Source organism: Cereibacter sediminicola, from assembly GCF_007668225.1.
Taxonomy (GTDB): domain Bacteria; phylum Pseudomonadota; class Alphaproteobacteria; order Rhodobacterales; family Rhodobacteraceae; genus Cereibacter_A; species Cereibacter_A azotoformans.
This window is the reverse complement of record NZ_VDEK01000005.1, coordinates 126,866-138,228: the sequence shown is the minus strand read 5'-3', so window position 1 is coordinate 138,228 and position 11,363 is coordinate 126,866. Positions and strand designations below refer to the sequence as shown.

The 11,363-nt window shown below is 68.2% G+C and carries 11 protein-coding genes; 3 read left to right on the top strand and 8 right to left on the bottom strand.

Translation table 11 applies throughout. The annotated features are described in order from the left end of the window. The first annotated feature begins 17 nt into the window (after positions 1 to 17). A complete protein-coding gene (locus tag FG154_RS05655; protein WP_145105154.1) occupies positions 18 to 977 on the top strand; it encodes an ABC transporter substrate-binding protein in 960 nt (319 codons plus the stop codon). Positions 978 to 1,019: 42 nt separating this feature from the next. Here the strand turns inward: FG154_RS05655 and FG154_RS05650 are convergent, their stop codons facing one another. Beyond that, the gene (locus FG154_RS05650) at positions 1,020 to 1,454 is read right to left on the bottom strand and encodes a pseudoazurin (protein ID WP_145105151.1); all 435 of its coding nucleotides are present in this window, start codon (positions 1,452 to 1,454) and stop codon (positions 1,020 to 1,022) included. 275 nt (positions 1,455 to 1,729) lie between these two features. Here FG154_RS05650 and FG154_RS05645 point away from each other — a divergent pair, with 275 nt between their 5' ends. After that, the gene (locus FG154_RS05645) at positions 1,730 to 2,131 is read left to right on the top strand and encodes a hypothetical protein (protein WP_145105148.1); all 402 of its coding nucleotides are present in this window, start codon (positions 1,730 to 1,732) and stop codon (positions 2,129 to 2,131) included. Between the two features lie 320 nt (positions 2,132 to 2,451). Further along, a complete protein-coding gene (locus tag FG154_RS05640) occupies positions 2,452 to 2,730 on the top strand; it encodes an H-NS family nucleoid-associated regulatory protein (RefSeq protein ID WP_145105145.1) in 279 nt (92 codons plus the stop codon). Between the two features lie 88 nt (positions 2,731 to 2,818). Here FG154_RS05640 and FG154_RS05635 read toward each other — a convergent pair whose 3' ends face one another. The 7 genes from FG154_RS05635 to FG154_RS05605 all read right to left on the bottom strand — a co-directional run bounded on the left by FG154_RS05635 (position 2,819) and on the right by FG154_RS05605 (position 11,165). Next, a complete protein-coding gene (locus FG154_RS05635; protein ID WP_145105143.1) occupies positions 2,819 to 3,760 on the bottom strand; it encodes an NAD(P)H-dependent flavin oxidoreductase in 942 nt (313 codons plus the stop codon). A 69-nt stretch (positions 3,761 to 3,829) separates the two neighbouring features. Beyond that, positions 3,830 to 5,653 carry an SLC13 family permease gene (locus tag FG154_RS05630; protein ID WP_145105140.1) on the bottom strand — a complete coding sequence of 608 codons (1,824 nt, stop codon included), beginning with the start codon at positions 5,651 to 5,653 and terminating at the stop codon, positions 3,830 to 3,832. A gap of 114 nt (positions 5,654 to 5,767) precedes the next feature. Next, positions 5,768 to 5,953 (bottom strand): hypothetical protein, encoded by a 186-nt coding sequence (locus FG154_RS05625; RefSeq protein WP_145105137.1) that lies wholly within the window; start codon positions 5,951 to 5,953, stop codon positions 5,768 to 5,770. Between the two features lie 124 nt (positions 5,954 to 6,077). Further along, a complete protein-coding gene (locus FG154_RS05620) occupies positions 6,078 to 7,268 on the bottom strand; it encodes an acetate/propionate family kinase (protein ID WP_145105134.1) in 1,191 nt (396 codons plus the stop codon). Next, entirely contained in the window at positions 7,265 to 8,686 is a 1,422-nt protein-coding gene (locus FG154_RS05615; protein WP_145105131.1) for a bifunctional enoyl-CoA hydratase/phosphate acetyltransferase, read from the bottom strand. The genes FG154_RS05620 and FG154_RS05615 overlap by 4 nt, the downstream gene beginning before the upstream one ends. Next, positions 8,673 to 9,431 (bottom strand): enoyl-ACP reductase FabI, encoded by a 759-nt coding sequence (gene fabI, locus FG154_RS05610; RefSeq protein WP_145105128.1) that lies wholly within the window; start codon positions 9,429 to 9,431, stop codon positions 8,673 to 8,675. The genes FG154_RS05615 and fabI overlap by 14 nt, the downstream gene beginning before the upstream one ends. Positions 9,432 to 9,443: 12 nt before the next feature. Then, positions 9,444 to 11,165, bottom strand: a complete 1,722-nt coding sequence (locus tag FG154_RS05605) for a PHA/PHB synthase family protein (RefSeq protein ID WP_145105126.1) — start codon at positions 11,163 to 11,165, stop codon at positions 9,444 to 9,446. Positions 11,166 to 11,363: the final 198 nt, after the last annotated feature.

Sequence of the window (11,363 nt, the reverse complement as noted above, 5' to 3'; positions counted from 1 at the left end):
TCCTTGGGAGGTATGTGATGAAACGGAGACAATTTCTGACGAGTGCCGCCGTGGCCGGTGTGGCGGCGGGTGCCGGCGCTCCCGCGCTGGCGCAGGAGAAGGTCGGCACCATCGGGATCGCCATCCCGTCGGCGACGCACGGCTTCATGGGCGGGCTGAACTTCCACGCGCAGGACACGATCAAGCGCCTGCAAGAGGTCTATCCGCAGCTCGACTTCGTGCTGGCGACCGCGGGCAACGCCGGCAAGATGGTCAACGACATCGAGGACATGGTGGCGACGCGCAACATCAGCGCCCTCGTCGTCCTTCCGTTCGAGAGCGAGCCGCTGACCTCGCCCGTGCAGGCGGTGAAGGAGGCGGGCATCTGGGTGACGGTCGTCGATCGCGGCCTGTCGGTCGAGGGGATCGAGGATCTCTATGTGGCCGGCGACAATCCCGGCTTCGGGCGCGTGGCGGGCGAGTATTTCGCGCAGAACCTCGAGTCCGGCAAGAAGATCGTCGTCCTGCGCGGCATCCCCACCACGCTCGACAACGAGCGGGTCGAGGCCTTCAACGCCGCCCTCGAAGGGTCGGGGATCGAGGTGCTCGACATGCAGCACGGCAACTGGAACCGCGACGACGCCTTCAACGTGATGCAGGATTTCCTGTCGAAACATTCGCAGATCGACGCGGTCTGGGCCGCCGACGACGACATGGCGATCGGCGCGATGGAGGCCATCGCGCAGGCCGGCCGCACCGAGGAGATGTGGGTCATGGGCGGCGCCGGCATGAAGGAGATCATCCGGCGCATCGCCGATGGCGATCCGCAGCTTCCGGCGAACGTGACCTACCCGCCGGCGCAGATCTCGACCGCCATCGAGCTGACGGCGCTGAAGCTCGTCTCCTCGACGCCGGTTTCGGGGCGCTTCATCATCGGCTCGCAGCTCGTCACGCCCGAGAATGCCGAGCAGTTCTACTTCCCCGACAGCCCCTTCTGAACAAGGTGGAGCGCGGCACCCCCATGCCGCGCTCCGGCCGCCCTACTCGGCGACCTGGGCGAGCAGCGGCTCGAACCGCGCCTTCGCCGTCCCCTTCATCGGCACCCCCGCAACCTCCTCGTGGTTGACCGGCGCGCCCACCTGGATCAGCGCCACCATCCCCATCGAGAAGTGCGGGGCGCATTTGACGCCGTAGAGCCCTTCTTCCGTCAGCGTCACCGAGACGTCCTTGCCCATCTTGCCCTTGAAGGCCTCGGCCCCCTCGGGAAGCATGCCCTTGATCGTTTCGGCGTTGTGGCCCTTGTCGGTGGCCTTGAAGAGGATCGTGTCCCCGGGCTGGGCCGCGACGAAGGCGGGCTCGAACACCATGGCGCCGTCGGCGCCCTTGTTGAGCATGATCACCTCATGCGTGGCGGCTTGCGCCGCGGTGCCGAGAACAAGCATGAGCGTGGCCGCGGCCGTTATCTTCTTGAGCATCTGGCTTTCCTTCCAACTGATGCCCTTCGCATAACAGGCGCGGTTCCGGCCCTTGTTGTGCTGCCGCAAGTTCAAATTGCGAATCACGCTTGCCGCTTCACCGGGCAGCGAGTGGCCGTTCAGGGGCCAGTTCATGCGCAAAAACGGCTTATCATGCCGCGCTGCGCAGCATGCCGCCTCCCACGCCAATTTTCATTGACGCATTCTGCAAGAGTCCCCACCGTCTCGCCATGCGGCCAAAGTCGCAGCAGTAACGACCGATCTGGAGGATGAACATGACCAAACCGGCCGAGACTTCCCGCACCATCTACGACACGATGACCCATCTTCTCTCGAGCATGTCTGCCGCGCCAATGGGGGCGATCATGGCCAAGCGCGCGCTGGACATGCAGCAGGGCATCGCCGGCGAGATGAACCAGGCCGCGCATGACTGGCTCGACCGCCGTCAGGCCGCGGTCTCGAGCCTCGTCGGCACGGCGCACAAGGTGATGGACAAGGGCTTCTCCGACACGGCGACCTTCAGCTCGATGCAGGAATGGTATGGCGGCATGGTCGAGCGTCTCGCCGCCGACATGAAGAGCCCCTACGACCTCATGCTGGCCTGCAGCGCGCACATGGTTCCCCCCACGGCCAAGCCCGCCGAAAAGCCCGCATCGACGATCCGGCGCGCCGCCTGAGGCGCCCCACGACCGGATGCCGAAGCCTGAGCCCTTCGGCATCCGCCACGGCCCGGCGCCTTTGGGGCGCACAGGGTCCGGCTTCCCGTCCAGCGCATGACTGCCCCTTCCGCCGATCCGTTGGCGGGCCTCGGCCGCACGCCCGGCGGACCTGCGGCCAGCATGCAACAGGCATCCGTCCGCGATCGGAAACATATTCAAAAGTATATGTTTCCATACCTCAAAGAGATTGTCCGGCCGTCCAAACCTTATGTATGGTGAGAAAAAGTGGCCACGGAGCCGGCTTTTCCTGCTGGTTCGGAAGGCCGGGGATGGTCGGAATGAAGTTGAACATTGAGCGGTTGAACCGGGACGAGCTGTTGGACCTCTATGGTCGGATTTCTGCGGCGCTGGATGCCTGCGAAAGCCGTCAAATCGCCAGAAAGGCGAAGGAAGAGGTCGCCAGGATCACGGGTGAGGCAGGAGAGAGCGGGCCGAGGGTGAGTTACTTCAACCCCACCAACCGCTCCGTTTCATGGAACGGGCGTGGGCGCTGCCCGAACTGGTTCAAGGTCGCCATGGCTCAGGGTCGCACGCCGGAAGAACTGGCGGCGCTCTGAGCGACGGCGCCCTCGGATAATTCTCGTTTTCGCTCCCCCCGGTCGTCGGAGCCCGCCATCCGGCAGGCGCCGAGGACCGGGGGCGGCGTCAGAGCCAACCCTCGGCTCGGGTCTCGGCGGTGCAGGCAGAGACCGCCGCCTGATACTCGGCAATCAGACGGCGGCACAGATCGGCTGCCTTGGGAATGTCGCCGATCCCGCCGACGCCCTGCCCCGCCGACCACACGTCCCTCCAGACCTTGGCCTCGGATTCCATGTCGAGATGCGGAGACGCGCCCCCCTCGGGATCGATGCCCGCGGTGGCCAGGCTCTGGCGCAGGAAGCTGGCCGGGATGCCGCTGACCTTCGGCGTATAGACGATGTCGGCGGCCGTGCTGTCGGCCACCATCCGCTTCTGCGCCTCGGGCACCATCGCTTCCTCGGTCGCGAGGAAGCGCGTTCCGAGATAGGCCAGATCCGCCCCCATCATGCGGGCCGCCGCCACTTCATGGCCCCGGTTCATGGCGCCCGACAGGACGATCGTGCCGGGAAAGAAGGACCGGATCTCGGACACCAGCGCGAAGGGGCTGAGGGTGCCGGCGTGCCCGCCCGCCCCCGCCGCCACCGCGATGATCCCGTCCACCCCCGCTTCGGCCGCCTTGCGCGCGTGCCGCGCATTCACGACATCATGGAACACCAGCCCGCCGTAGCCATGAACCGCCGCCACCAGTTCGGGCACCGCGCCGAGCGAGGTGATGATCAGCGGCACCTTTTCCTCGATGCAGATGGCGAGGTCGGCCTCGAGGCGCGGGTTCGACTTGTGGACGATGAGATTGACGCCGAAGGGCGCGGCATCGGGCACCAGACGGCTGCGGATCGTCCCGATCCACGCGCGGAACCCGTCACTCGTGCGCTGGTTCAGCGCGGGGAAGGTGCCCAGGAGGCCCGCGTTGCAGGTCTCCACCACGAGGTCGGGGCCCGAGGTCAGGAACATGGGTGCGGCGATCACGGGCGCCTTGAGGCGGCCCTTCAGGGCCTCGGGTATGGGCATGGTCTCCTCCTCACGATTGGGCCGAGGTGACACCCGCTTGCCCGTGCGGGTCAACCGTTCCGCTGCGTCCTAGAGCGGCAGGAGCAGCGGAACGAGGCCCACGCTGACGATGAGGCACAACAGCGTCAGCGGCACGCCCACCTTGACGAAATCCACGAAGCGGTAGTTGCCCGGCCCCACCACCAGCATGTTCACCGGCGAGGCGACCGGCGTCATGAAGGCGGCCGAGGCCCCCAGCGCCACGATCATGGCAAAGGGCTGGGGCGAGGCGCCCAGCCGCTCGGCCAGCGCCACGGCCACGGGCGCCATCAGCACCGCCGTCGCCGTGTTCGAGATGAACAGCCCCAGCACCGTCGTCACGCAGAAGAGCGCGCCGAGGATCATCCGCGGCCCGGCATCGCCCAGAAGGTCGATCAGCGCCTCGGCCGCCAGATCCACGCCGCCCGTCCGCTGGAGCGCGATGGAAAAGGGCAGCATCCCCACGATCAGCACCAGCGTCTCCCAGCGGATCGAGCCGAGGGCCGAGCGCATGTCGATGCAGCGGAAGAGGCCGAGCAGCAGGCAGCCCACCAGCGCCGCCTGCACGTTGGACACGAGGCCCGAGATCATCAGCCCGACGACCAGCGCCAGCACGGCGAGCGCCGCCGGCGCGCGGCGCCGTTCGGGCGCAACATCGTCGGCCTCGCCGGGCAGGTCGAGCAGGATCATCTCGCGCTGCCGCCCCGAGAGCCGCCGGATCGCCCGCCATGGCCCGACGACCAGCAGCGTGTCGCCTCCCCGCAGCTTCTCGTCCGCCACGGGCGTGGTCAGGGGGTGCGCGCCGTGCTTCAGCGCCACCACGGCCAGGTTGTGGACCGACCGGAAGCGCAGATCGACGACGCTTTGGCCGACGAGGGGCGAGGTTGCCGGAATCATCACCTCGGCCATGCCGATGTCGGACACGCGGTCGGCGAAATAGTCTCCGGTCGGCGGCAGCTCCTCAAGCCGCCAGCGCGCGCAGAGCGCGGCCAGATCGACCTCGGTCCGCGCCGCATCCAGCAGCAGGATGTCCCCCGGCCGGAGCCGGGTCGATGCCGTCGGATGGACCAGCTCGGCCCCGAAGAGGCCGCGCCGCTCGATGGCGAGAATGGTCATGCCCTGGCTGGACAGCAGGCCCGTGTCCGAGACGGGACGGCCCGCGAGCCGGGAGGCAGGGCTCAGCCGCAGCCGTGCCTCATGCCCGGCAAGGCCATATTCCGACACCCAGTCCCCCAGATGCCGCCGTTCGGCCGGGGCCGCGCCGTCCGCCGACCCGAGGAACCGGCGGGCCACCAGCATCCAGAGGATCGCCATGACGAGGATCGGCAGACCGAAGGGCGCGAAGGCGAAGAACGAGAAGCCCTCGTGCCCGCTCCGAACCAGCTCGCCATGCAGGACGAGGTTCGGGGGCGTCGCCACAAGCGTCGTCATGCCCGCCGTCAGCGCCGAAACCGAGAGCGGCATCATCAGGCGGCCGACCGGAATGCCCGAGTCGCGCGCGATGCGCAGGACCACCGGAATGAAGATGGCGACCACGCCGGTGGAACTCATGATTGCCGACAGGGCCGCCACGGACAGCATCAGGAACACGATCAGCCGCGTCTCGCTGCCGGCGGCGCGGGCGATCACCCAGTCGCCGAGCCCCTTGGTGACCCCGGTCCGCACCAGCGCCTCGCCGATGACGAAGAGCGCGCCGATCAGGATCACGTTGGGATCGGCAAAGCCCGAAAGCGACTCCTGAAGCGTGATCGCTCCGGTGAAGGGCAGGGCAACCATCATGATGACCGCCACGGCATCCATGCGCGGGCGGTTCATGGCGAACATCACGACAGCGGCACAGAGCAGGGCGAGAACAAGCGCAAGCTCGAGCGTCACTGCAAGTCTCCTTCCGGGGTCGGAGACTGCCGGGAGGGCGGCCGCTTGTCCAGCCGCCTTCCCGCAAGGTCACGGCAACCGCCCGCGCGCGGGGCGCCGCGCGGGCCGTTGATATCAGCGGATGACCGCGCCTCCGACACCACCGACCACGGCGCCGGTGATCGGGTCGTCGGCCAGCACTTCGCCGGCCACCGCACCGCCGAGGGCGCCGGTTGCGACGCGCTGGGTCCGGGTCTCGCCGCAGGCGGCAATCACGAGGCTCGCCGCGAGGGCGGGCAGCAGGAACTTGGGCATGGTCATGGCAATCCTCCGTGTCGGGTCCGGGCGGTGGTGTCCGCCCGGATCATTACGCAGAGGAATGCGCGCAGCGACAGGAACGTTCCCCGCGGCGATCGATTTGAGCGGACAACCGCGAGTGGGGCCGTCAGGCCAGAGCGGCGCGTGGAGAGAAATGGGCAATTTCCCCACGGTGGAGGGCGCGCAGGATCACCTCTTCCTCGTCCGTTGCGATGACGGCTGCGGCCACGCGGCTGCCGGGGGCCGAGATCACCCCCTCGCCCGAAAGGTTCGCAGCCGGATCGGGGATTAGCCCCAGCCAGCCGAGCCCCGCCATCACCCGCGCCCGGATCTCGGGCGCGTGCTGGCCGATGCCGGCCGTGAAGACCAGCGCGTCGATCCCGCCCATGCCCGCCGCCAGCGCGCCGATCTGGCGCAGGACGAAGCGCACGAACAGCTCCACCGCCTCTGCGGCCTCGGGCCGATCGCTCTGCAGCAGGTCGCGCATGTCGGGGCTGATCCCCGAGACGCCCAGAAGCCCGCTCTTGCGGCCGAGGATCGCCTCGATCTCGGGCCCGGTCAGGCCCTGCCGCAGGAAGTGCAGGATGACGCCGGGGTCGAGTTGCCCGCAGCGCGTGCCCATCATCAGCCCGTCGAGCGCGCTGAATCCCATCGTGGTATCGACGCTGCGCAGGTTCTCCAGCGCGCAGAGGCTGGCGCCGCTGCCCAGATGCGCCACGATCACCTTGCCCCGTCCGGCCTCGCCCAGAACCTCGGGCAGGCGCGTCGCGATGTAATCGTAGGAGAGCCCGTGAAAGCCGTAGCGCAGGATGCCTTCCTCGGCCATCGCGCGGGGCAGGGCGTAGAGCCGGGCGAGGCGGGGCCGGTCGTGGTGGAAGGCCGTGTCGAAGCAGGCGATCTGCGGCACCCCCGGCCAGCGCGCCTCGACCGCGCGGATGCCCGCGAGGTTGAAGGGCTGGTGGCTGGGGGCCAGCGGCGAAAAGCTCTCGAGCCGTTCGATCACCTCGGGCGTCAGCAGCACCGGCGCGTTGTAATCCGGGCCGCCATGCACGACGCGGTGGCCGGCGGCGTGCAGCTCGAGCGGTCCGAGCCGCCCCTCGAGCAGGCCCAGCAGCCACAGCGTCAGTTCCTTTGCGTCGCGGGCATCGGCCGGCGCGCGCAACTCGAGAGTGCCGTCGGGCAGGCTGGCCTTCAGTCGCGGCGCAAGGCCGATCCCTTCGACCAGACCGCGCACGAGAGGGGTGGCGTCCTCCACGTCGAACAGGCCGAACTTGACCGTGGAAGAGCCGATGTTCAGGACGAGCCAGACGGGTTTCATTCGGCCACCGGCTTCGTGGGCCGCGCCTCGGCGTGAAGGCGAGCGAGGGCGGCCGAGGTGAGGCGCGCCGACGGGCCGTCGGCCCGGCTGGTGAGCATGATCGGCACCTTCGCCCCCAGCACAAGGCCCGCGGCCTCGGCGCCGCCCAGATGGATCAGCTGCTTGGCGATCATGTTGCCGCTCTCGAGGTTCGGTGCCACAAGGATGTCGGCCCGGCCCGCCACGTCCGACACGATGCCCTTGGCCTTCACCGCCTCGAGCGAGATCGCATTGTCATAGGCCAGCGGCCCGTCGATCAGCCCGCCCACGATCTGGCCCCGGTCGTGCATCTTGCAGATCGAGGCCGCAAGAAGCGTCGAGGGGATCTTGCCCGTGATGGTCTCGACCGCCGACAGAAGCGCCGTGCGCGGCGTCTCGATCCCCAGCGCCATCACGAGGTCGATGGCGTTCTGCACGATGTCCTTCATCGTCTCGAGATCGGGGGCGATGTTGATCGCGGCGTCGGTGATGAACAGCAGCCGGTCCACGTCCGGCACGTCGAGGGCGAAGACATGGCTGAGGCGCCGCTCGGTCCTGAGACCCTTGTCGCGGCAGAGCACGGCCGAAAGAAGCTCGTCGGTGTGCAGCTTGCCCTTCATCAGCGCACCCGCACGTCCCTCGCGCACCAGATCGACCGCCACCTCGGCCGCGGCATGGCTGTGCGGCGCGTCGATGATCCGGCTTTCGTCCAGCGTGACGTTGGCCGCCGCCGCCGTGGCGAGGATCCTTGCACGAGGCCCGACCCAGAGCGCGGTGATGATGCCCGCCGCCTCGGCCTGGATGGCGCCCAGAAGGCTCAGGTCGTCGCAGGGATGGACGATGGCGGTGGGCAGGGGCGGCAGGGCGCGCGCAGCGAGGATCAGGTTGGCAAAGCGCGCGCCGGGCGTGTGCAGCCGCACCTCGGGCAGGTGCGAGACCGGCCGGCGCACCTTCTCGCGGGGCGCCAGCACCAGCGCCTCGCCGGTGATGACCATCTCGCCGGACTGGTTGAGGCAGACGCAGTCGAGCGTGACCTTGGCCGAGGCCATGTCCTTTTCCCGCACCGTCACGCGGACAGTGATCTTGTCGCCGGGCGAGACGGGCCTGCGGAACCGCAGCGACTGTCCGAGGTAGATCGTGCCGGGGCCGGGCAGGCGGGTGCCCAGCACCGCCGAGATCAGCGCGCCGCCCCACATCCCGTGCGCGATCACATGGTGAAAGCCCGTCTCGGCCGCATAGGTCGCATCCAGATGCGCCGGGTTCACGTCGCCCGACATGACGGCGAACAGCTCAATGTCCTCGGGGGTGAGCACGCGGTCCACCTCGGCGCTGTCGCCGATCTGCAGCTCGTCCAGCGTCCGGTTCTCGACCGTGGTGATGGAAGGATCACATCCGAACATGTCGGCCTCCGTCGATATGGGTCACGGTTCCGGTGACGCCCGAGGCGGCATCGGAGGCGAGGAAGGCGGCCACGGCCCCCGCCTCGTCGATGGTCACGAGCCGCCGCTCGGGCGAGCGGGTCCGGGCATCCTCGATCAGCGCGTCGAAATGGTCGATGCCGCTGGCTGCGCGGGTCGCGATCGGGCCGGGCGAGAGAACATTGGCCCGGATCCCCTGCGGCCCCAGTTCGGCCGCCACATGGCGGGTGCAGGCCTCCAGCGCGGCCTTGACCGGGCCCATGATGTTGTAGTGATCGACCACCTTCTCGGCGCCATAATAGCTGACGGTCATCATGCTGCCCCCGGCGGCCATCAGCGGCTCGGCCAGCCGCGCCATGCGCAGGAAGGAATGGCACGAGATGTCCATCGCCTGTGCGAAACCCGCGGCCGAACAGTCGGTCACGCGGCCGTGCAGATCCTCCTTCGGGCAGAAGGCGACCGAGTGGAGCAGGAAGTCGAGCCGGCCCCAGCGGCCGCGGATGTCCTCGAACAGCGCCTCGAGCGCGCCCTCCTGCGCAAGGTCGAGCGGCAGGAGCGCCGCGGCCTTCACCTCTTCGGCCACCGGCCGGACATGGGGCAGGGCGCGTTCGTTCAGGTAGGTGAGCGCAAGCTCCGCCCCGGCCGCGGCGAAGGCGCGCGCGCAGCCCGCGGCGATCGACTGGCCGTTGGCGACGCCCACCACCAGCCCGTATTTTCCCTTCAGCATCGTCTTGTCCCCTCAGCGCTGCAGGATGTAGGCGCCGGGCGCGTCGCACAGCGGCGGGTAGCCGGCCGATGCGCTGCCCGTCGGCGGCAGTTTCGCCCTGGCCGAGGATCGCTCGGCCAGCCAGGCACCCCAGGCCGGCCACCATGATCCCTCGACCGGGGCATGGGCGGCAAACCACTCGTCGGCGTCCTTGTAGGGGTCGTCGCGTTGGGTGGTGGCGATGCGGAAGTGCCGCCGCGGATGGCCCGGCTCGGACACGATGCCGGCATTGTGCCCGCCCGAGGTGAGGATGAAGGTCGTCTCGGTCTCGGTCAGCCGCTGGATCTTGAACACCGACCGCCAGGGCGCGACATGGTCCGTCTCGGTGCCTACGGCAAGGATCGGCACCCGCAGCTCGGTCAGCGACAGCTTGCTGCCCTCGAGTTCGAACTTGCCCTCGGCGAAGCGGTTCTCGAGGAAGAGCTGGCGGAGATATTCCGAATGCATCCGGTAGGGCATCCGCGTGGAATCCCCGTTCCAGGTCATCAGGTCGTTCGGATGCGGCCGCTCGCCCATCAGATATTCGTGGATCATCCGCGACCAGATCAGGTCGTTCGAGCGCAGCAGCGTGAAGGCGCCGCTCATCTGGTCGCTGTCGAGATAGCCCTGATGCCACATCATGTCCTCGAGCAGCGCCACCTGCGCCTCCGAGATGAAGAGCGCCAGTTCCCCTGCTTCCGAGAAATCGACCTGCGCGGCAAAGAGCGTCATCGAGGCCAGCCGCTCGTCATGGTCTCGGGCCATCTGGGCCGCCATGATCGACAGAAGCGTTCCGCCGAGGCAGTAGCCCGCGGCATGGACCTTCGGGGCGCCGGTGATCGCCTGAATGGCCTTGAGAGCGGCCCGCGGCCCTTGGTCGATGTAGTCCACGAGGCCGAGGTCGCGGTCCTCGGGGCCGGGGTTGCGCCAGGAGATCATGAAGACGGTGAAGCCCTGCGCCACGAGCCAGCGGACCAGCGAATTCCGCTCCGTCAGGTCAAGGATGTAGTATTTCATGATCCAGGCCGGCACGATCAGAACCGGCTCGGGATGCACCTGCCGCGTGGTGGGCGTGTACTGGATCAGCTCCATCAGATGGGTGCGCGCCACCACCTTGCCCGGCGTCACGGCCAGGTTCTCGCCAACGCGGTAGTCGCCGGTGTCCATCGGGGCGCCGGTTGCGAACTGCATCATGTCGCCGGTGAAGTTCACCGCGCCCTGGATCAGGTTGGCGCCGCCGGTCTCGGCGGTGCGGGTCAGGATCTCAGGGTTGAAGAACGGCACGTTCGAGGGCGACCAGACGTCGAGGATCTGCCGGACCGAGAAGCTGAGGGCGGCCTCGTGCGCCCGGTCCATGCCGCGCAGCCCGGTCGTTGCCGCCTGCCACCAGTCCTCGGTCAGAAGGAAGCTGTCGCGCAGCGCGGCAAAAGGTTGACTGCTCCAGGCCTCGGCCGCGAAGCGGCGGTCCTTCACCGGCGCCTCATGCGCCTGAAGCCCCCCCTCCATGATCGCTGTCGCCGACTTGACGGCCTTTTCCCACAGCTCCGCCTGCTTGCCCGGTGCCGCCGCCAGATGCATCATCCAGTCCAGCGTCGCCGTCGCCAGCACCGACGGGGCAAGCCCCCGCGTCATGCCCGCGATCGTCGCCCGCGCCGCCCGATCAAGCGCCTGCCCATAGGCCGGCACGCCTTCCGCATTCCACTTCATGTCAGACATTGGTCTTTCCGTATCCGGTGCACCGGGAGTCGATCTTAACCTGATTTCATGAAAACGATGTAATGCAGCCGCAGCATTGAGGACTTGAGCAGGATCAACTTGCTCAATTGCCTTGATTTAAGGCGATCGCTGTGATGCTGCGTTGCAGCGCAATGACTTAGTCTGACCCTGTCGGGATCATGTGCGTCACGATGCCGC

What these genes read in the sequence shown, in the direction of transcription:
- FG154_RS05655 (WP_145105154.1), top strand. Translation starts at nt 18, where the DNA reads ATGAAACGGAGACAATTTCTGACGAGTGCCGCCGTGGCCGGTGTGGCG.
- FG154_RS05650 (WP_145105151.1), bottom strand. Translation starts at nt 1,454, where the DNA reads ATGCTCAAGAAGATAACGGCCGCGGCCACGCTCATGCTTGTTCTCGGC.
- FG154_RS05645 (WP_145105148.1), top strand. Translation starts at nt 1,730, where the DNA reads ATGACCAAACCGGCCGAGACTTCCCGCACCATCTACGACACGATGACC.
- FG154_RS05640 (WP_145105145.1), top strand. Translation starts at nt 2,452, where the DNA reads ATGAAGTTGAACATTGAGCGGTTGAACCGGGACGAGCTGTTGGACCTC.
- FG154_RS05635 (WP_145105143.1), bottom strand. Translation starts at nt 3,760, where the DNA reads ATGCCCATACCCGAGGCCCTGAAGGGCCGCCTCAAGGCGCCCGTGATC.
- FG154_RS05625 (WP_145105137.1), bottom strand. Translation starts at nt 5,953, where the DNA reads ATGACCATGCCCAAGTTCCTGCTGCCCGCCCTCGCGGCGAGCCTCGTG.
- FG154_RS05620 (WP_145105134.1), bottom strand. Translation starts at nt 7,268, where the DNA reads ATGAAACCCGTCTGGCTCGTCCTGAACATCGGCTCTTCCACGGTCAAG.
- FG154_RS05615 (WP_145105131.1), bottom strand. Translation starts at nt 8,686, where the DNA reads ATGTTCGGATGTGATCCTTCCATCACCACGGTCGAGAACCGGACGCTG.
- fabI (WP_145105128.1), bottom strand. Translation starts at nt 9,431, where the DNA reads ATGCTGAAGGGAAAATACGGGCTGGTGGTGGGCGTCGCCAACGGCCAG.
- FG154_RS05605 (WP_145105126.1), bottom strand. Translation starts at nt 11,165, where the DNA reads ATGTCTGACATGAAGTGGAATGCGGAAGGCGTGCCGGCCTATGGGCAG.